Here is a 19,953-nt window from a genome sequence, read left to right as displayed (position 1 = left end):
CGCTTTGAACCCGCTCGATGCGAGCGGGTTCGAAACGCATCCACCCACAGCGCGGGATTCAGCTACAAACCCGAAGCCGGGAGTTAACAGCGCGCCACGGCGGGCACTGCCGGCCGCCCCGCCCCGCTTACCCCCGTGCCGCGTTCGCTGCCGAAAGCACCGCCCGCACGCTGGCGGTTGCGACGTCTTCGTCGATGCCGACGCCCCAATGGGTGTGCCCCTCAGCATCGGTCGCCTCGACATAGGCGGCGGCGCGGGCGTTCGATCCCTGTCCGATGGCGTGTTCGGCATAGCTTTGCACGTCGAGGCGGATGCCCTCGGCCTCCTCCAGTGCGCCGAGCACCGAGGAGATCAGGCCGTTGCCGCGTCCGCTGATGCTGTTTTCGACGCCATCGACTTCGATCGTGCCGGTAAAGATACGCTCGCCATTGGCCGCGCGGCGCTCGTCCCATTCGACGAGCTGGATCGGCTGGCCGCTCTCCAGCCGGTATGCGCTCTGGAACGCGCTCCAGATGTCGGCGGCGTTCAGTTCGCGGCTGCTTTCATCGGCCAGCGCCTGCACATGGCGGCTGAAATTCGCCTGAAGCCGTTTGGGGAGTTTCAGCCCCTGATCCTGCTGCAACACCCATGCGACGCCGCCCTTGCCCGACTGCGAATTGACGCGGATCACCGCTTCATAATCGCGGCCCAGATCCTTGGGATCGATCGGCAGATAGGGAACGTCCCACAGTTCGTCATTGCGCGCTTCCTGCGCGGCAAAGCCCTTCTTGATCGCGTCCTGATGGCTGCCCGAAAAGGCGGTGAACACCAGATCGCCCGCATAGGGATGGCGCGGATGGACGGGCAGGTTGTTGCAATAGGTCACCGTGCCGATCACGCTGTCGATATCCGAAAAATCCAGTTTCGGATCAACGCCTTGCGTGTACATGTTCAGCGCCAGCGTGACGAGGTCGACATTGCCCGTCCGCTCGCCATTGCCGAACAGGCACCCCTCGACGCGGTCGGCCCCGGCAAGAAGCCCCAGTTCCGAAGCTGCCACACCCGTTCCGCGGTCGTTATGCGTGTGCAGCGAAATCACGACGCTGTCGCGGTTCCGGATATTTCGGCAGAAATACTCGATCTGATCGGCGTAAATGTTCGGCGTCGCTGCCTCTACGGTAGCGGGCAGGTTCAGGATCAGCGGCTTTTCGGGGGTAGGGCGAAGGATTTCCATCACCGCCTCGCAAACTTCGATCGAAAAATCGAGCTCGGCGGTCGAAAACGTCTCGGGCGAATATTCGAAAAGCCAGTCGGTACCGGGCTGCGCCGCCGCCTGATCGCGAAGGATCATTGCCCCATTGGTGGCAACCTCGCGAACTTCGTCCCGGCTCATATCAAAAACGATCCGCCGCCATGCCGGCGACACCGCATTATACAGATGAACGATCGCCTTTTTCGCACCCCGAAGCGATTCAAAACTCTTCTCGATCAGGTCGCGCCGCGATTGGGTAAGCACCTGAATTACCACATCGTCGGGGATGCGGTCCTGTTGCACCAGCCCGGAAATAAAGTCGAATTCGGTCGCGCCGGCCGAGGGAAAGCCGACCTCGATCTCCTTCAGCCCGACCTTTACGAGCAGGTCGAAAAAGCGATTCTTCTTCTCCGCATCCATCGGATCGATCAGCGCCTGATTGCCGTCGCGCATATCGGTCGAAAGCCAGCGCGGCGGCTGCGTGATCGTGCGGTTCGGCCATTGCCGGTCGGGCAGATTGACCTGCGGGAAGGGGCGGTATTTGGTCGAAGGGTTGCGAAGCATGATGATCCTGTCGGCTGGGCCGCAATGCTGAACAAGCGGCGCTATACGAACGATATTTCCGGCACATTACCCCTTAGGGAGGGCGCACGAACGCGCTCGCCCTAAGGGCGGATAAGTCGAAGGCCGGATAGCGTCCGCGAAATCATCATGGGCAAAGCTTTACCGCTTTGCGCCTTTTTGTCCAGCGCTGCGGCAATATTGAAAGAAAGTAAGGCTATGTATGCCAGTCAGAGCAATGTCCGCACGATCTGCGATATTAGCAGCTCGATGAAATCAGACGCCCGGAACCTCGTAAACGCTAGTTTCGCTGATGACGCTCAGAAACCGCGATGAGGGTGACGAACCCTACGTCGCCCCGATGAGCGAGCGAGCTGCTCGCGCTGTTCTCGCAGCCGCGTGCAGGATTTGAAGGTCTGCCAGCCGGTGGATTGCGAACCGAAGCATATGGAAAGGGTGCACCGACGCGCCACACGCGCCGCCGGTGCACCCGGATTTTCTGTTTTACTGCTTTTCGAACGCTGCGTGGATGGTCAGCACCGTTTCATCGGAAATAAGCGGGACATATTTGTCCACGCCGAATTCCGAGCGCTTGATCGTGGTGGTGCCAACAAAGCCGATGCTGGCTTTCTTGCTCATCGGGTTCATTGCCGCGCCGTAGAATTTCGCCTTGATCGTCACCGGTTTGGTCACGCCGTGCAGCGTAAGGTTGCCGGCGATATTGGCGGTATCCGCACCGGTCTTCGTAACGCTGGTCGAGCGAAATTCCGCTTTCGGATATTTCGCGGCGTCGAGCCATTCGGCGCTGTTCAGTTCCTCGGTAAGCTTTGCGCTTGTCGTCTGAACGCTGTCGATCGGGATCGAAACGTTCAGCTTTGTCGCTGAAAGATTGGCGGGGTCGAGCGTCATGCTGCCTTCGGCGTTCGAAAACACGCCGGTGAAGGGCGAAATGCCCATATGGCCGACGGTGAATTCGACCTGGGTATGGCCGGGCTCGACCATATAGGTTCCGGCGGTGACATCGCTGACCGAACCTTTGCCCGGAATGTCGGCGGGAACGGTCTGCGCGAGGGCGGGGGCTGCGCTGAGCGCGAGCGCGATGGCAAGGGCGGTACGGCGCATTCGTAGGTCTCCCGTTAAATAAAAAGCGGGCGTCACCGTATCCGGCAACGCCCGCCATGAAAAACGCAAATTAGGAAACGATCCGTTTGCGAAAAGCGATTGGATCAGTTCTTTTCCTTGTCCACTAGCTTGTTTGCGCCGATCCACGGCATCATCGCGCGCAATTCGCTGCCGACCTGTTCGATCGGATGCGCGGCCGCAGCCTTTCGGCTGGCCTTCAGTTCCGGCTGGCCCGCACGATTGTCGAGCACGAAATTCTTGACGAAGCGGCCCGACTGAATGTCGGCAAGGACCCGCTTCATCTCGGCCTTCGTCTCGTCGGTGATGATCCGCGGGCCGGTGGTGATGTCGCCATATTCAGCGGTGTTGCTGATCGAATAGCGCATATTGGCGATGCCGCCTTCATAGAGCAGATCGACGATCAGCTTGGTTTCGTGCAGGCATTCGAAATAGGCCATTTCGGGGGCATAGCCCGCCTCGACCAGCGTTTCGAACCCGGCCTGGATGAGGTGGGTGATGCCGCCGCACAGCACCGCCTGCTCACCGAACAGATCGGTTTCGCACTCTTCCTTGAAATTGGTTTCGATGATGCCGCTGCGACCGCCGCCGACGCCGCTGGCATAAGCAAGCGCCACGTCGTGCGCATTGCCGGTTGCGTCCTGATGGATCGCGATCAGGCAGGGAACGCCGCCGCCGCGCTTATATTCGCTGCGCACCGTGTGGCCGGGGCCCTTGGGAGCGATCATGATCACGTCAATGTCCGCAGGCGGTTCGATCAGGCCGAAATGGACGTTGAGGCCATGGGCAAAGGCGATCGTGCTGCCGGGCTTCATCTTGCCCTTCAGATCGCTGTCCCAGATACCTGCCTGATGTTCGTCGGGGGCAAGGATCATCAGAATATCGGCCCATTCGGCCGCTTCCGAATTGCTCATCACCTGAAAGCCGGCATCTTCTGCCTTCACTGCGCTGGGCGAGCCGGGGCGCAGTGCGATCGCGACATTCTTGACGCCGCTGTCGCGCAGATTCTGCGCATGGGCATGGCCCTGACTGCCATAGCCGAGGATCGCGATCTTCTTGTCAGTGATCAGGTTCAGATCGGCGTCACGATCATAATAGGCACGCATGTTCTTCTATTTCCCTTCGTCATGTCGGCGCGGACGAATGATGCGATCGACCGGCGCTATTGGGTGTGGTTCCCGATTGTCGGGAAAGGATTGGGACGGGATCAGGCTGCGTCTTTCCCTCTGGAAATGGCGACGATGCCGGTTCGTGCGACTTCGACAAGCCCGACTTCGCGCATCAGTTCGACGAACTTGTCGATCTTTTCGCTGCCGCCGGTCACTTCAAACACAAAGCTTTCGATCGTCGCATCGACAACGCGCGCGCGATAAACATCGGCGAGGCGAAGCGCCTCGATACGATGCTCGCCGCGCCCGACGACCTTTACCAGCGCAAGCTCGCGTTCGACATGCTCGCCCAGCACGGTGAGGTCGATTACCTTGTGCACCGGGATCAGCCGGTCGAGCTGCGCAATAATCTGTTCCATCACATGCGGGCTGGCCGAGGTGACGATGGTGATCCGGCTGACCAGATCATCTTCGCTGATGTCGGTCACGGTAAGCGATTCGATATTGTAACCGCGCGCGGTGAACATGCCGGCGATGCGCGCCAGAATGCCGGGTTCATTGTCGACGATGACGGCAAGCGTGTGCCGTTCGCGGGTTTCTTCTTTCAGGTGCATGACTACCTCGTCGCTCCGGCGCGAGCCGGAGCCGTGGGGAAATGGCAAATCAGGGCGGTCCCGGCCTGCGCCGGGACGCTCGGAGAGGCTGGCATTACACCAGTGCCTTTGCTTCGTCGTCCATCGTGCCCGACACCTCATTCGCCTGAAGCAGCATTTCGGTATGCGCCGCGCCGCTGGGAATCATCGGGAAGCAATTGGCGAGCTTCGCCACCCGGCAATCGACCATAACCGGCCCCTCATGCGCGAGCATCACGGCGATCCCATCCTCCAGCGCATCGCGCTTTTCGATACGGATGCCCTTCCAGCCATAGGCTTCGGCAAGCTTCACGAAATCGGGCAGCGAATCGCTATAGCTTTCGGAGTAGCGGCTCGAATAGGTCAGTTCCTGCCACTGGCGCACCATGCCCATGAATTCATTGTTCAGAATGAAGATTTTGACCGGCAGCCGATACTGCGTGGCAGTGGCCAGCTCCTGAATGTTCATCTGGATCGACGCTTCACCGGCAATGTCGATCACCAGCGCCTTCGGATTGCCGAGCTGCGCGCCGATCGCGGCGGGCAGGCCATAGCCCATGGTGCCGAGGCCGCCGGAGGTCAGCCATTTGTTCGGCGCTTCGAAGCCGAAATGCTGAGCCGCCCACATCTGATGCTGGCCCACTTCGGTGGAGATGATCGGCGCCTTGTCCTTCGTCGCTTCCCAAAGCGCGCGGATTGCGCGCTGCGGCATGATCGCGTCGTCGGCTTCGGGAAAATCGAGGCACTGCGTCTGACGCCAGCCCTCGATCCGCCGCCACCAGTCGCCGAAATCGGGCTTTTTGAGCTGACGGCTTTTCCAGATACGGACCATATCCTCCAGCACATGGCCGACATCGGCAATCACGGGCAAATCGACGCGGACATTTTTGTTCACGCTCGACCGGTCGATATCGACATGAATCTTCTTCGATTCGGGCGAGAAGGCATCGAGCCGTCCGGTCACGCGATCATCGAAGCGCGCGCCCAGACAGACGATCAGATCGGCCTTGTTCATCGCCATATTGGCTTCATAGGTGCCGTGCATGCCCAGCATGCCGAGCCACTGGTCCGAAGAAGCCGGAAACGCGCCGAGACCCATCAGCGTCGAAGTCACCGGGGCGCCGGTGATCCGCGCCAGTTCGCGCAGGATCTGTGACGCTGCCGGGCCTGAATTGATCACCCCGCCGCCGGTATAGAAAATCGGACGCTCGGCCGCGGCCAGCATATCGACCGCCTGTTCGACCTGCGCCTTGTCGGCCTTCAGCGCGGGGCGATAGGTTTTGTGCTGGATCGGGCCGGGTTTCGAATAGCGTGCGCTGGCGACCTGAACATCCTTGGGAATGTCCACCACGACCGGACCGGGGCGGCCGGATGTCGCTATGTGAAACGCTTCATGCACGATATTGCCAAGCTGCTCCGGGCTTTTGACCAGATAATTATGCTTGGTGCAGTGGCGCGTAATGCCGACCGTATCGGCCTCCTGAAAGGCGTCGGTACCGATCAGGCTCGTCGGCACCTGACCGGTGATGACGACCATGGGAATCGAATCCATCAGCGCGTCGGTGATGCCGGTGACTGCATTCGTAGCGCCGGGGCCGGAGGTGACGAGCACAACGCCGGGCTTTCCCGTCGCGCGGGCATAGCCCTCCGCCGCATGGGTCGCGGCCTGTTCGTGGCGCACCAGAATGTGGCGGATTCGGGGGTGCTGAAACAGCGCGTCGTAAATGGGCAGGACCGCACCGCCGGGATAGCCGAAGACAACGTCCACGCCGAGATCGCACAGCGCCTCGACCAGGATATCGGCTCCATTCTTCTCGGTCATGTTCGGTCTCCTTGTATTTCGCACACGCAATAGCATGGCGGGACGGATGCCGCTAACGACATAAAACTTATGCGTCAACCCAAATCAGAAAAATATAGTTTCAAATATCACCTTCAATTGGATTGTTTCTGTCTCGGTTCGCCGCTGCCATTCCGGCGGCGGCTGATTGCGAAACCAAGTATATTGGCGCTTGGCATATTGCCGCGTTGCCGCCTGAGCCTCTGCAACTGCTTCTTCTTTCGATATTCTGCCGCTCTGCCAGTCGATGATCTGCGGCACCCCGATCGCGCGGCGAACCGGAGCATCCGCCGGAACATCGTTGCGCGCGGCCAGCGTCATTGCTTCTTCCACCCCGCCGTGCTCCACCATCATCGCGAATCTGCGATCGCAGCGTTCGGTCAGCCATGCGCGATCGGGAAGCAGGATGATGGGGAGCAGGGTGATTGAATCCCCGATTCCGCCCACTTTCGCCTGTTGCCAGTCGGCAAGCGTGCGCCCGGTCGAGTTCACTACCTCCAGCGCGCGGGCAATACGCGTGGTGTCGGTGGGGCGGAGCCGTTCCGCAGCCGTCGGATCGGCGCTTTGCAGCAGGCGGTAATTATCGGCCACGGGGCGCGTGCGGATTTCCTCCCGAATTTGCGGGTCGATTTCCGGCACGGGGGCGATGCCGTCGATCAGCGTGCGCAGATACATGCCGGTGCCGCCGACCAGAATCGGCAGGCGGTCGGCGGCATGCGCCTGCGCAATCTCCTCTTTCGCTTCGCTGGCCCAGCGCGCTGCGGAATAGCTTTGTGCGCCGTCGACATGGCCGAACAATCGGTGCGGCGCGCGCGCTTCTTCCTCAGGGGAAGGGCGGGCGGAGAGAATGCGCAGATCGCGATAGACCTGCGCGCTGTCAGCATTGATAACGGTACCGCGATGCGCCTCGGCGAGCGTCAGCGCGAGTGCGGACTTGCCGCTTGCCGTCGGCCCTGCGATGAGCGCGACGCGGGGCAGGGGGTCAGCCATGGTCCCGCCTCACCGGCACGGCCCAGGCTGCGAAAGTTGAAAGGATCGCCATGTTCATCGCCACGCTGATAGCAAAGGGAACGCTCAGCGCGCCCGATATTTCTGCGGCAGAGGCGCGGCTCGCCAATAGCGGCTGTCTGTCCGAAGGTTGGGGCTGGATCGATGAGGGCTATGCCGCCGATATCGCATTCGGGGCGCGACCCGATGCGGCGCGGCTCGCGCTGGAGGGAGCGCTGCCCGGCACCGATGTGGTGGTTCAGCCGATTGCCGGGCGGGTCAGGAAGCTGCTGGTCGCCGATATGGATTCGACGATGATTACGGTCGAATGCATCGACGAACTTGCCGATTATGCCGGGATCAAGGAGCGGATCGCCGAGGTGACCGAAAAGGCGATGCGCGGCGAGCTGGATTTCGCGCAGGCGCTCGACGAACGCGTCGCGTTGCTTGAAGGACTGTCGGCCGATGCGATCCGCCAGTGCCTCGACGAGCGGGTGACGCTGACCGACGGTGCCCGCACGCTGGTGCAGACGATGCGCGCCGGCGGGGCGACGGCGATCCTCGTATCGGGCGGCTTCACCCATTTTGCCGAGCCGGTGGCAAATCGGATCGGGTTCGACCGGGTGATCGCCAACCGGCTGGAAATCGCCGACGGCGCGCTCACCGGTAAGGTCGCCAGGCCGATTGTCGATGCCTCGACCAAGCAGCGCACGCTGGTCGATGCGCGGCGCGAACTGGCACTCCCCGATGAAGCGACGCTGTGCGTGGGCGACGGGGCGAACGATCTCGACATGATCCGCCTTGCCGGGCTTGGCGTCGCCTTCCATGCCAAGCCGGTAGTCGCGGCAGCGGCGGGTGCGCGGATCGATCACACCGACCTCACCGCGCTGCTCTATGCGCAGGGAATCGCGCGCGCTGACTGGGTGGAGGCCGACTGAGCGGCCCTTAATCGTTCCAGCGGACCGGGAAACAGGGACTGGTCTTTTCGCACGCCGCCTGCGCCCCGGCGCGGGTCGCAAAGGGACCGACCAGCACGCGGGTGAGCTTGCCGGTCTTTGCATAGCGGACGTTTCGGTCCGGAAAGCGCGATCGGACCGACTGCCACAGCCGGGGTGCGTTGCCGGGTTCTCCGAACGCGCCGAGCTGGATCGCCCAATCGCCGGCGGGGTTCGAAGGCGGGGCAGGGGCTTTCGATGCGTCGGTGGACGGCGGGGCAGGCGCGGTCGAGACCGGCTGGACGGCCGGTGTCGGCTTTGCAGCAACGACCGCGTCGGTGTCCGTTGGCGGCGGCTGTTTCGACGCTTGTCGGGACAGCGGCTGGTCCTCAGGCGGTTTCCATGCCGTATCGCGGGCTAGCGACAGACCCTGCTGCCGGTCGGAAAAGGCGAGATATTTGTCCATATCGTTCAGCGTCGTCGACGCCTGGGGCAGGCCCGCGGCTGCCGCGCGGGCCATCAGCGCATAGGCACGCACCCAGTCGCGCCGCACATGAACGCCGTTAAAATATAGCGTGCCCAGAACATATAGCGCCCGCGATTCCCCGCGCTGTGCCGATCCGATCAGCCAGGGCAGCGATTCGTCGACATCGCCATTTTCGAACAATGCGAGACCGTAATTGGCCTGCGCTTCCCAATGCCCCTGAAGCGCAGCCTTGCGATACCAGCCCTGCGCGATTTTCAGGTCGCGCGGAACGCCGCGTCCCAGTTTATAGGCCTGACCCAGATTGAACTGCGCATCGGCATCGCCATGTTCCGCCGCCGGAAGCCATTGCGCGATCGCGGCGGCATAGTCACCGCGCTGCCACGCCTCGACGCCCGCCTTCACATCGGCAGAGGCGGTAAAAGGGGACGCGAGCGCGATCAGGAGCAACGCGGCGACGCCTGTTCGCATGGCCTGCTTTTCGCTCATTGACCGCCTGTACGTGTGTGAAACCAAGTCGAAGCCCCTGTAGCGCGATATAGCTTTCGCAAACGGCAAATCGCGTTCCGCTTTCGTAAAAGGTCGCGCGTTAACCAGTTCTATACGCGGCAATGGCTAGGAGGGAGGTATAAATTTACGAAGCTTTCGGGGCAAATATGCACAAATCGGCACTGCTATCGGCAAGCCGCATCGTCCTGTCGGCGTTGCTGATCGGATCGGCGACGAGCTGCGCCGCTTCGTCGAAAGGCGTCGCAGATGCCGGAAGCAATCATGCAACGGCGCCAGAGGAAGGTGCGGATCCGGCGAACCGGGCGAGAACCTCGCTCGCGGCGGGAAGGGTGCAGCGCGCGATTGCTGCGGCGGAGCAGGCGGTGGCAGCCGATCCCGACCGCGCGGACTATCGCGCGTTGCTGGGCAAATCCTATCTGAAGGCGGGGCGCTTCCGGTCGGCTGAGGCTGCACTCGACGATGCGCTGTCGCTTGCGCCCCGCGATGGGGAGGCTGCGCTGAACCTCGCGCTTGCGCGGATCGCGGCGGGGGATCAGGAGGGCGCGCTTTCGGTGCTGACGACGCATGGCGCGGATATCGTGCCGGGCGATCTGGGTCTTGCGCTCGCGCTGGCCGGGGATGGCGAGCGCGCCATTCCGATCCTGAGCGCGGCTGCACACGGACCGAGGGCAAGCGCGACCGCGCGCCAGAATCTGGCGCTCGCGCTCGCCCTGACCGGGCATTGGCGCGAGGCGAAGGCGATCGCGTCGATCGATATTTCGCCGACCGATCTTGATGCGCGCCTGGCGCAATGGGCGGAACTGGCAAAGGCGGATAGCGGGCGTGACCGGGTTGCGGCGTTGCTGAAGGTGACGCCCGCCGATGATCCGGGGCAGCCGGAGCGGCTCGCGCTCACCCGCCAGGCGGTGCCTGTAGCGGTCGCGATATTGAGCAGTCCTGAACCCGCTGCCCAGGCGCCGGTGGTGCCGGCTGAACCGAAAGCTGCGGAGATCCGTTTCGCCGACCGGGCGGAAGTCGTGCAGCCAGTCGCGGCGCAGCCGAACACCGGGCAGGGACGCTATTTTGTTCAGCTCGGTGCGTTTCGCGATGCAGACATGGCGGAAACCGCCTGGCAGCGGATCATCGCGCGCCATGCCGCGATCGGGCGGCTGAAACCGATGGGCGCGCATGTCTCGATCGACGGGCGCGATTTCTATCGTCTGTCGGTCGGCGGCTTTGCGCGTGATGAAGCCACGCGCATGTGCACCCGTATTCGCGCCGATGGCGGGCACTGCTTCGTCCGCGCCGATGCGGGCGAGCGCCTTGCCGACTGGGCAGCGCAACCGGATTCGCAGCTAGCCGCTCGCTGATTTCGAACAGCAGCGAGCGGTCGCTATCGCGGCGCATTCAGCGGATGCGAACGCCGCCTTTCCACAATTGCAGCACCTTGCCCTGAACCGGCAGACCGTCGAACGGCGTGTTGCCAGCGCTTGCGGCCATCGCATCGGCGCTGATCCGCCAGGGCGAATCGGGATCGACCATGATCAGGTCGGCGGGCTTGCCGGGGCGTAGCGTCCCGGTGTCCAGACCCAGAATGCGGCCCGGATTGGCCGATAGCAGCGCGAACAGCCGCTCGATCGAAACCACCTCGTCGCGCACCAGCCCAAGCCCGAGCGCGAGCAGTGTTTCCGCGCCCGCCGAACCCGGCGCCGAATCGGCGAAGGGCAGGCGCTTTTCCTCCGGCCCGCGCGGGTCATGGCCCGAACACAGAACATCGATCGTTCCGTCGCCAAGCGCTTCGCGCGCCGCCTGACGATCCGCTTCGCTGCGCAAAGGCGGGGAGAGGCGGGCAAAGGTGCGGTAATCGCTGATATCGATGTCGGAGAGATACAGATGCGGCGGGGTGATGCCGCAGGTAACGGCGATCCCGCGCGCCTTTGCACGGCGGATCAGGTCGAGCGCGCCCGCAGTCGTCACCTGACGGAAATGGATCGCAGCGCCGGTCTCCTCGGCCAGCGCAAGGTCGCGCGCGACGGCGAGCGCTTCAGCGATGGCAGGCGCAGCGGGAAGGCCGAGCCGGGTCGCCGTTTCGCCTTCGGTGGCGACAGCGCCGTTGGTCAGACCGCTATCCTCTGCGTGAATGATCAGCGTCAGACCGCAATCGCGGGCATAGCCCATCACCCGGCGCATCACGCCCGAATCGGCGATCCAGCGGCGTCCGGTGGCGACGGCGCGCGCGCCCGCTTCTGCAAAGATCGCCATTTCGGCAAGGTCCAGCCCATCCAGCCCCTTGGTCGCGGCAGCGATCGGATGGACCCACAGTTCCGGCTTTCCCATCGCGGCGGCGCGCTGAACAATGCCGGGATCGTCGAGCACCGGCGATTGATCGGGCATCAGGCCGATCCGCGCGATACCGCCCTTTGCAAAGGCGGCCTTGTCCGTCGCGAACACGCCCAGATCGACGATGGCCGGGGCGAGCAGCTTTCCGCCAAGGTCGATTGCCTCGCCGTCGCCATCCGCAACGATTGCGTCATCGCTGACATGCAGGCTGCCGGTCCGTTCCCCGCCTTCGGGACAGACGATGCGTGCATTGGTGAAGCGATAGTTCATGCCCAACCCTCCACGCCGCGCGCCTTTCGCGTCAGAATGTCCAGACAGGCCATGCGCACCGCCACACCCATTTCCACCTGCTCGTTAATCGCCGAGCGCTCCGGGTGATCCGCAACCGAGGATGCGATTTCAACGCCCCGGTTCATCGGGCCGGGATGCATGACCAGCGCGTCTTCCTTCGCCCGTGCAAGCCGTTCGGGTGTCAGGCCGTAGCGAAGATGATATTCGCGCGTCGACGGGATGAACGCGCCCGACATGCGCTCATTCTGAAGCCGGAGCATCATCACCACGTCCGCGCCCTCCAGCGCCGCATCGAAATCGGAAAAGGCGGTGACTCCCATCGCTTCGATCGCAGGCGGCATCAGGGTGGAGGGGGCAACGACGCGTACCTCAGCCGACAAAGCGGTCAGCGCAAGAATGTTCGATCGCGCGACCCGGCTGTGCATCAGGTCGCCGCAAATCACCACGCGCTGGCCATGCACGCTGCCGCGCCGCCGCCGGATCGTCAGCGCATCGAGCAGCGCCTGTGTCGGATGTTCGTGCCAGCCATCGCCTGCATTCAGCACGGGGCAATCGACCTTGCTCGCGATAAGCTGCACCGCGCCCGAACTCGAATGGCGGATGACGATGACGTCCGAACGCATCGCGTTCAGCGTCATCGCGGTGTCGATCAGCGTTTCGCCCTTCTTCACGCTCGATTGCGCGACCGCCATATTTACGACATCGGCGCCGAGCCGCTTGCCGGCAATTTCGAACGACAGCAAAGTCCGCGTCGAATTTTCGAAAAAGGCGTTGATCTGCGTAATGCCGTCAAGGCGGTGATCGCTGGGCTGGCGCGCGCGGTTCGCCTGTGCCCATCGCTCTGCCTCATCAAGCAGAAAGGTGATTTCATGCGGCTGCAACCCGGCAATGCCGGTGAGGTGCCGGTGCGGGAAGGCTTCGCTGCCGTTCAGGACGGCACCGGGGTTGTGATCGGATGCTGACATTAAAGCGGCTCGCTAATCCCGCAGCGCGGGCGAGGCAAGGGGTTAGAGCCCGCCAGCGACCAGACTGTCGATCGCGCCCTGCAGAATATAGGCGGCGGCCGCGTTATCGACTTTCTCGGCACGGCGCGCGCGCGAGGTATCCTGTTCGATCATCGCGCGTTCGACCGCCGCGGTCGACCAGCGTTCATCCCAGAGGAGGATGGGGAGGTTCAGATCCTCCATATTGCGAGCGAAAGCGCGCACCGACTGGGTGCGCGGCGAATCGCTGCCATCCATGTTGAGGGGGAGGCCGATGACCAGCCCCTTCACGAACTGCTTTATCGTCATATCCACGAGCACCGCCTTATCGCGCGAGAATTTACCGCGCCGGATGAGCGTCGCGGGGGTGGCAAAGCTCCATCCCGCATCGCACAGCGCCGTGCCGATCGTCTTTGTGCCGACATCAAGGCCGAGCAGGCGTCCGCCATCGGGTAGGGCGGCACGATAGTCCGGAGCGAAGTTGGTGATCATGCGCCCCGCTGTACGGTGAGGAGCGCCCGGCTGTCGATGCGCAAAAGAACAGGCGGGCCGCCGCCGATGCGATGGCCCGCCCGTTCGAAAGGGTCGCTTGACCGATCAGCCTGCTGTAGAAGCGTTGGCCTGCATCGCGGTGCGGATGCGCTCCTGAAGCGCCTGATCCGACTGCATGGTCTGAGCGATTTCGTTGAACCGCTGCGGCGTCAGGCTGTGCTTTTCGAGGATTTCGACCATCTGCTTCTGCTTGTCGGCATCGGCAAGGGCGGTGTCCTCCTGCACCTTCTGAATTTCGGCCGCCGACTGCGCGAATGCAGTGACTTCGGCGTCGCTGACGGTCGCGCCGGCGTTCATGGTGCCGCCGGGCGTGGCCGGGGTCGTCGGTTCGGTGGTCGATTGCGCAGGGGCCGACTGATCGGTGCTCGTCTGCGCGGCGGCGAGCGGTGCACCGAGCGTCAGGCCGGTGGCGATCAGGGCGGAAGTAATCATCGTTTTCATACTCATTCTCCCAATAACAGGGGATACGCGAAATGTGCGTATCCTTTCCAAGGTTCAATCTATTCCGTGACGATCCGTGCTCTCCGCGCGTCGGCAGGAGTATTCACTCGATTTTATCGCCCCTGCCGGTGCCGAAAGCTTGCATGCGCAGCCCGGCATCTTGGCGGATATTCGCCCAGAAGAGCGAATAATCGAAAACATGGTAATTATTGCCCGGAAGAACATAAGGCCCGACATCGGGCGGATCGCCGATCAGCAGCAAACCGCGCCCGCCGCATCGCGCAGGCACGCGCCCAGCGATGATCTCCGCCGATTTAAGGTCGGAAGACGGGTACAGGGTGCCGAGATTGGCCTCGGCAGGCGCGGTATCGTCGGCTTTTCCGGTAATCGGATTGGTGCAGACCAGCGGCGTATCCTTGCGCGGCGATCCGTCCAGTCCCGGATGCGCATCGAACGTATCGAAGATGAGTTGCGGATCGGCGGGCTCGGCAAAGCTTTCCCACGACAAGATGCACCCGGTCTGATCGGGCGTCTTGCATTCGGGCAGACCCAGCGCGGGCAGGTCGGCGGTGCGCGATACCGGCCATCCGACGACATAGGCAGCGACGATTCGCTTCGCGAGCGGCTTTCCCGCCACCCGGTCGCGCAGCAGGCGGGTGAGGTGGAGCGCGCCCTGACTATGCCCGGCAAGGATGATCGGGCGGTCGGGGCCGACTTCGCGCAAGAATTCCTCGAACGCCGCTTCGACATCGCCATAGGCAAGGTTCAGCGCGGCGTCGGCGCTTTGCTTATCGGTCAGGAACGCACCGAACGTCGCCTGACGATAGCGCGGTGCCCAGATATCGCCGACGGCGTTGAACGCGCTCGCCTGACCGCGCAGGAACAGTTCGGCGCGGGCATTGGCTTCGGGATCGTCGAGCGGGGCGTTCCACGCGCTGCGTTTAAGGAACGAGGTCGGGTGGATGAAGAACACCGCCGCCGGCGGATTTTTCGCCGGACTGTATCCCTCCGGAGTCCAGAGTGCCGGATTGTTCGGCTTGTCGGGCCGGGCGATCCACATAGCGGGGGCGCGATAGGCGTCGGAAGCGGTCGCCGCCTGCGGTGTGAACGCAGTGGACGGCACCATGACCTGACGCAGGATCGCGCCGCCGAACAGGCGATAGGCAAAGGCCGCCGCCAGAGTCAGCACAATGAGAATCGCGACGACATACAGGAATTTCCGGGCCAGCGGGCTCTCCATCGATGGTGCGGTACCATGCGACAGGAGCCGCGCACGGCACCGCCATGCTGGCCGCTATGGGCTAAGGATGCAAGCATAGGGCCCGGAAAAGGCGTCGCTTCGCTCTTTCTTCGCGTAAATAGCGTTGCGCGGCGCGCGGGCCCGGTGCTAGCGGACCGTGCATGTCCGTAGACAAAGCAACCGTGGAAAAGATCGCTGCGCTCGCCCGTATTGCGATCAGTGAGGACGAGGCTCAGCGCCTTGTGCCGGAACTCAACAATATCATCGGCTGGGTCGAGCAATTGGGGGAGGTCGACACGTCGAATGTCGAACCGATGACCGCCGTCATTCCCAATACGCTGCGCCTGCGCGAAGACGTCGTAACCGACGGCAATGTCCGCGACGACGTTCTCGCCAACGCGCCTCAGGCAGAGCATGGCTTTTTCGCCGTGCCGAAGGTGATCGAATAATGAGCGAGCTTACTGATCTTGGTGTAAAAGCGCTTCGCGACGGTATCCGTTCGGGCGAGTTCTCCGCCCGCGAAACCGCCGATGCGTTCATTGCGCAGGTGGCAAAGGCGAAATCGCTGAACGCTTTCCTCGTCGAAACGCCCGACCATGCGATCGCAGCGGCAGACGCCGCCGATGCCGCGCGGGCAAAGGGCGATACGCTCGCCCCGCTGGCAGGCGTTCCGATCGGCATGAAGGATCTGTTCTGCACAAAGGGTGTGCAGGCCGCAGCCGCCAGCCATATTCTGGAAGATTTCAAACCGCCTTATGAGTCCACCGTATCGCAGCGGCTCTGGGACGCGGGCGCGGGGATGTTGGGCAAGCTCAACATGGACCAGTTCGCGATGGGTTCGTCCAACGAAACCAGCGCGTTCGGCAATGTCGTGTCGCCCTGGCGGCGTGAAGGCGGCGGCAATGCACCGCTGACCCCCGGCGGATCGTCGGGCGGTTCGTCGGCGGCGATCGCGGCGCGGCTGTGCCCGGCGGCGACCGGCACCGATACCGGCGGTTCGATCCGCCAGCCCGCTGCCTTTACCGGCATTACTGGCATCAAGCCGACTTATGGCCGCTGTTCGCGCTGGGGCGTGATCGCGTTTGCCAGCTCGCTCGATCAGGCGGGCGCAATGGCGCGCGACGTCACCGATTGCGCGATTCTGCTGGAGGCGATGGCGGGCTTCGATCCCAAGGACGCGACTTCGCTCGATGCGCCGGTGCCGAAATGGGAGGCCGGTCTGAACGCCGACCTTTCGGGCAAGCGGGTCGGTATTCCGAAGGAATATCGAAGCGATGGCATGTCGCCGGAGATCGAAGCGCTGTGGCAGCAGGGTATCGACTGGGCGAAGGATGCGGGCGCGGAAATCGTCGAGGTGTCGCTGCCGCACACCAAATATGCGCTTCCTGCCTATTACATCATCGCGCCTGCCGAGGCGTCATCGAACCTCGCGCGCTATGACGGGGTTCGGTACGGTCAGCGCGAGCTGCCCGATGGGGCGGGGCTGCAGGACATGTATGCCGCGACGCGCGCTGCGGGCTTTGGCGATGAGGTGAAGCGCCGCATCATGATCGGCACCTATGTGTTGAGCGCCGGTTTCTACGATGCCTATTACACGCAGGCGCAGAAGGTTCGCACGCTGATCGCGCGGGATTTCGAAAATGCGTGGATCGAGTGCGACCTGCTGCTCACCCCCACCGCGCCGAGCGCCGCGTTCGGGCTCGGGGAGACGACCGATCCGCTGTCCATGTATCTGAACGACGTTTTCACCGTGCCGTCGAGCCTTGCCGGGTTACCGGCGATGAGCGTGCCGGGCGGTCTGGACAAGCAGGGCCTGCCGCTGGGGCTTCAGATCATCGGCAAGGCGATGGACGAGCAAAGCGTGCTGAATGCCGGACTGGCGCTCGAACAGCGCGCCGGGTTCACCGCACGGCCGGAAGCCTGGTGGTGAGCCTTATCTCACCGTTCGCCCTGAGCTTGTCGAAGGGCGGTACTCTTTTATGGAAGAAGGGCAGGGCTTCGACAGGCTCAGCCCGAACGGAAACAAAGCGATGAGCAATTACCGCATTCAGGGCGCGACGGGCGAATGGGAGGTCGTGATCGGCCTTGAAGTCCATGCGCAGGTCACGTCGAACGCAAAGCTGTTTTCGGGCGCGCCGACCGCGTTCGGGGCCGAGCCGAATACGCAGGTCAGCCTGATCGACGCGGCGATGCCCGGCATGTTGCCCGTGCCCAACCGCGAATGCATTCGTCAGGCGGTGCGTACCGGCATGGCGATCAATGCCGTGATCAACAAATGGTCGCGCTTCGATCGCAAGAATTATTTCTACGCCGATCTGCCGCAGGGCTATCAGATTTCACAGCTCTACCACCCGCTGGTGGGTGAGGGCGTGATCACCGTGCAGCTCGATGAAAAAGACCCCGATTCCGAAGTCAAGGAAATCGGCGTCGAGCGCATCCATGTCGAACAGGATGCGGGCAAGCTGATGCACGATCAGCATCCGACGCGCTCTTATGTCGACCTCAACCGCTCGGGCGTGGCGCTGATGGAAATCGTCAGCCGCCCCGATATGCGCTCGCCGCAGGAAGCGGGCGCGTATCTCACCAAGCTGCGGTCGATCCTGCGCTATGTCGGATCGTGCGACGGCAATATGGATCAGGGGTCGATGCGCGCCGACGTCAATGTCTCGGTGCGCAAACCGGGCGGTGAACTCGGCACCCGGACCGAGACGAAGAACGTCAATTCAGTGCGCTTCGTGATGCAGGCGATCGAGCAGGAGGCGCAGCGTCAGGTCGATGTGCTGGAAAGCGGCGGACGGATCGTTCAGGAAACGCGGCTGTTCGACCCCGACAAGGGCGAGACGCGGTCGATGCGGTCGAAGGAAGACGCGCATGACTATCGCTATTTCCCCGATCCCGACCTGCTGCCGCTGGTGCTCGACGATGCGTTTCTCGACGAATGCCGCGCGACGCTTCCCGAACTGCCCGATGCCAAGCGTGGCCGCTATGAAAGCGAGCTTGGCCTGTCCGCCTATAATGCAGCGGTGCTGACGGCGGACGCGGACACCGCGCGCTGGTTCGAGGCGCTGCTCGCCGAAAGCGCGCGCGTCCAGAAAAAGGGCGAAGCGGAAGTCGCCAAGGCGGCGTCCAACTGGCTGATTTCAGAACTGTTTGGCGCGCTCAACCGGCTGGGCAAGGATATCGAAGACAGCCCGGTCAGCCCCGAACGCGGTGCCGAATTGCTCGGCCTGATCGGCGACGGCACGATTTCGGGCAGCATCGCCAAGCAGGTGCTTGAGATCATGCTCGAAACCGGCGACGCACCTGCGAAGATCGTCGAGGAAAAGGGTCTGAAACAGACCAGCGATACCGGCGCGATCGAGGCGGAAATCGCCAAGGTGCTGGAGGCCAATCCCGACAAGGTCGCCGATTATCGCGGCGGCAAGGACAAATTGTTCGGCTTCTTCGTCGGTCAGACGATGAAAGCGATGCAGGGCAAAGCCAATCCGCAGGTTGTCAACGAACTGCTGAAAAAGGCGCTGGGCTGAGCTAGTCGCCCCCGTCCTCCGATCGAAAAGAGGGCGGGGGTGGACAAGTAGGATTTCGTCTGCTTCGGTTCACCTCGATCCCGGGTTCGGAGAGGTGCGATGCGATTGACGGTGACCCTGTTGGCGGCGGTCCTGCTGGGGCTTGGCGGCACCGCTGCGCTGGCGCAGGAGCTGGAGCAGACGGCCCCGGTCAAGGGCCTGCCCGACCCCTATGCCGGATGGCCGCGCGTCGAGCTGGATACCAGCGCGGGCCGGATGGTGGTTGCGGTCGATACGAAAGACGCGCCAATCACGGCGAAGAATTTCCTGCATTATGTCGATTCGGGGCGGATGAAGGGCGCGAAATTCTATCGCGTGGTGAAGGTCGATACGGAATTCGGCTTCGTTCAGTTCGGGATGCAGACCAATCCCAAAAAGCTGTTTCCGCCGATTAAGCATGAACCGACGACCGAGACGGGCCTGCATCACACCGACGGCACGCTGTCAATGCCGCGGCTGAAACCCGACACTGCACAGGGCGAATTCACGATCACGGTCGGCGATCAGCGGCCCTCTTTCGACGCACATCCCGACGCGCCGGGCGATAATCTGGGCTATGCCGCGTTCGGAAAGGTGGTCGAGGGGCGCGATGTCCTGATCCATATTCTCGACCAGCCGGTCGATCCGGAGAAGAACGATCGCGGTGCGTTCAGGGGCGAAATGCCCGACGATCCGGTGACGATTCTCAGCGCGAAGCGAATCGCGCAATAGCGTAATCGCAATTCGTGGTTAACGGCCGGATTGGGTCGATTACGATATTAACCGGCGCTTCGATTTGCGGTATACTCCGGGGCATCAGGCGGGCATCTGATCGAAGTGGAGCTGTATATGTCAGCTGACGGGACCCGACCTATTGCCAATGATCCCGCTTTCATGGTCGATTATGTAAAGGTTCGCCCTTTTTTCGATACCGCCTATGTCATTCGCGGCAAGGACGATATCCGCACCGCCGAAATCCCCGATGTGATCGTATCAATCTCCGACGCGGCGCGCGCCGCTTATGCCGGGATGACTGCGCAGCAGATCGAGGAAATGGGCCGCTATCGCGATCAGGGCGATGCGAAGGGGCAGGCGAATGCGCCACCTGTGCCCGATAGCGATAGCGCTGACTGATACCAGGGTGCATCGAGGC

19 protein-coding genes are annotated in these 19,953 nt (G+C 62.9%); 7 read left to right on the top strand and 12 right to left on the bottom strand.

Annotated elements, in window-relative coordinates:
- Positions 1-127: 127 nt before the first annotated feature.
- From leuA to miaA, 6 genes are all read right to left on the bottom strand, one after another.
- Positions 128-1,795, bottom strand: a complete 1,668-nt coding sequence (gene leuA / locus EV664_RS06525) for a 2-isopropylmalate synthase (protein WP_133494883.1) — start codon at positions 1,793-1,795, stop codon at positions 128-130.
- 501 nt (positions 1,796-2,296) lie between these two features.
- Positions 2,297-2,914: a YceI family protein gene (locus tag EV664_RS06520; protein ID WP_133494882.1), complete on the bottom strand. Its 618-nt coding sequence runs from the start codon at positions 2,912-2,914 to the stop codon at positions 2,297-2,299.
- Between the two features lie 104 nt (positions 2,915-3,018).
- Complete coding sequence (gene ilvC, locus EV664_RS06515) at positions 3,019-4,038, bottom strand: ketol-acid reductoisomerase (protein ID WP_133494881.1); 1,020 nt, start codon at positions 4,036-4,038, stop codon at positions 3,019-3,021.
- A 101-nt stretch (positions 4,039-4,139) separates the two neighbouring features.
- Positions 4,140-4,655, bottom strand: coding sequence for an acetolactate synthase small subunit (gene ilvN, locus EV664_RS06510; protein ID WP_133494880.1), 516 nt, complete (start codon positions 4,653-4,655; stop codon positions 4,140-4,142).
- Positions 4,656-4,749: 94 nt separating this feature from the next.
- Positions 4,750-6,495, bottom strand: a complete 1,746-nt coding sequence (locus EV664_RS06505) for an acetolactate synthase 3 large subunit (protein ID WP_133494879.1) — start codon at positions 6,493-6,495, stop codon at positions 4,750-4,752.
- 84 nt (positions 6,496-6,579) lie between these two features.
- Positions 6,580-7,503 (bottom strand): tRNA (adenosine(37)-N6)-dimethylallyltransferase MiaA, encoded by a 924-nt coding sequence (gene miaA / locus EV664_RS06500; RefSeq protein WP_133494878.1) that lies wholly within the window; start codon positions 7,501-7,503, stop codon positions 6,580-6,582.
- A 50-nt stretch (positions 7,504-7,553) separates the two neighbouring features.
- Here miaA and serB point away from each other — a divergent pair, with 50 nt between their 5' ends.
- Positions 7,554-8,438 carry a phosphoserine phosphatase SerB gene (serB, locus tag EV664_RS06495; RefSeq protein ID WP_133494877.1) on the top strand — a complete coding sequence of 295 codons (885 nt, stop codon included), beginning with the start codon at positions 7,554-7,556 and terminating at the stop codon, positions 8,436-8,438.
- A 7-nt stretch (positions 8,439-8,445) separates the two neighbouring features.
- Here serB and EV664_RS06490 read toward each other — a convergent pair whose 3' ends face one another.
- On the bottom strand, positions 8,446-9,408 hold the full coding sequence (locus EV664_RS06490; RefSeq protein ID WP_229668149.1) for an SPOR domain-containing protein: 963 nt from the start codon (positions 9,406-9,408) through the stop codon (positions 8,446-8,448).
- 167 nt (positions 9,409-9,575) lie between these two features.
- Here EV664_RS06490 and EV664_RS06485 point away from each other — a divergent pair, with 167 nt between their 5' ends.
- Complete coding sequence (locus EV664_RS06485; RefSeq protein WP_133494876.1) at positions 9,576-10,778, top strand: SPOR domain-containing protein; 1,203 nt, start codon at positions 9,576-9,578, stop codon at positions 10,776-10,778.
- Positions 10,779-10,815: 37 nt separating this feature from the next.
- Here the strand turns inward: EV664_RS06485 and EV664_RS06480 are convergent, their stop codons facing one another.
- The 5 genes from EV664_RS06480 to EV664_RS06460 form a co-directional block, all read right to left on the bottom strand.
- On the bottom strand, positions 10,816-12,018 hold the full coding sequence (locus EV664_RS06480) for a dihydroorotase (RefSeq protein WP_133494875.1): 1,203 nt from the start codon (positions 12,016-12,018) through the stop codon (positions 10,816-10,818).
- A complete protein-coding gene (locus tag EV664_RS06475) occupies positions 12,015-13,004 on the bottom strand; it encodes an aspartate carbamoyltransferase catalytic subunit (protein ID WP_133494874.1) in 990 nt (329 codons plus the stop codon). Before EV664_RS06475 ends, EV664_RS06480 begins: the two co-directional genes overlap by 4 nt.
- 42 nt (positions 13,005-13,046) lie before the next feature.
- Complete coding sequence (gene ruvX / locus EV664_RS06470) at positions 13,047-13,514, bottom strand: Holliday junction resolvase RuvX (protein WP_133494873.1); 468 nt, start codon at positions 13,512-13,514, stop codon at positions 13,047-13,049.
- A 105-nt stretch (positions 13,515-13,619) separates the two neighbouring features.
- The gene (locus EV664_RS06465; RefSeq protein ID WP_162848783.1) at positions 13,620-14,015 is read right to left on the bottom strand and encodes a DUF4168 domain-containing protein; all 396 of its coding nucleotides are present in this window, start codon (positions 14,013-14,015) and stop codon (positions 13,620-13,622) included.
- A gap of 103 nt (positions 14,016-14,118) precedes the next feature.
- The gene (locus tag EV664_RS06460) at positions 14,119-15,243 is read right to left on the bottom strand and encodes a DUF3089 domain-containing protein (protein ID WP_133495064.1); all 1,125 of its coding nucleotides are present in this window, start codon (positions 15,241-15,243) and stop codon (positions 14,119-14,121) included.
- A gap of 173 nt (positions 15,244-15,416) precedes the next feature.
- Here EV664_RS06460 and gatC point away from each other — a divergent pair, with 173 nt between their 5' ends.
- The 5 genes from gatC to EV664_RS06435 all read left to right on the top strand — a co-directional run bounded on the left by gatC (position 15,417) and on the right by EV664_RS06435 (position 19,934).
- Entirely contained in the window at positions 15,417-15,704 is a 288-nt protein-coding gene (gene gatC / locus EV664_RS06455; protein ID WP_133494871.1) for an Asp-tRNA(Asn)/Glu-tRNA(Gln) amidotransferase subunit GatC, read from the top strand.
- Entirely contained in the window at positions 15,704-17,185 is a 1,482-nt protein-coding gene (gatA, locus tag EV664_RS06450; RefSeq protein WP_133494870.1) for an Asp-tRNA(Asn)/Glu-tRNA(Gln) amidotransferase subunit GatA, read from the top strand. The genes gatC and gatA overlap by 1 nt, the downstream gene beginning before the upstream one ends.
- A 100-nt stretch (positions 17,186-17,285) precedes the next feature.
- A complete protein-coding gene (gene gatB / locus EV664_RS06445; protein WP_133494869.1) occupies positions 17,286-18,782 on the top strand; it encodes an Asp-tRNA(Asn)/Glu-tRNA(Gln) amidotransferase subunit GatB in 1,497 nt (498 codons plus the stop codon).
- Between the two features lie 99 nt (positions 18,783-18,881).
- Complete coding sequence (locus EV664_RS06440) at positions 18,882-19,532, top strand: peptidylprolyl isomerase (RefSeq protein ID WP_133494868.1); 651 nt, start codon at positions 18,882-18,884, stop codon at positions 19,530-19,532.
- A gap of 117 nt (positions 19,533-19,649) precedes the next feature.
- Positions 19,650-19,934, top strand: coding sequence for a hypothetical protein (locus EV664_RS06435; RefSeq protein WP_133494867.1), 285 nt, complete (start codon positions 19,650-19,652; stop codon positions 19,932-19,934).
- Positions 19,935-19,953: the final 19 nt, after the last annotated feature.

Source organism: Stakelama pacifica (assembly GCF_004361835.1).
GTDB lineage: Bacteria > Pseudomonadota > Alphaproteobacteria > Sphingomonadales > Sphingomonadaceae > Sphingomonas > Sphingomonas pacifica.
This window is presented reverse-complemented; position numbering and strand designations above follow the sequence as displayed.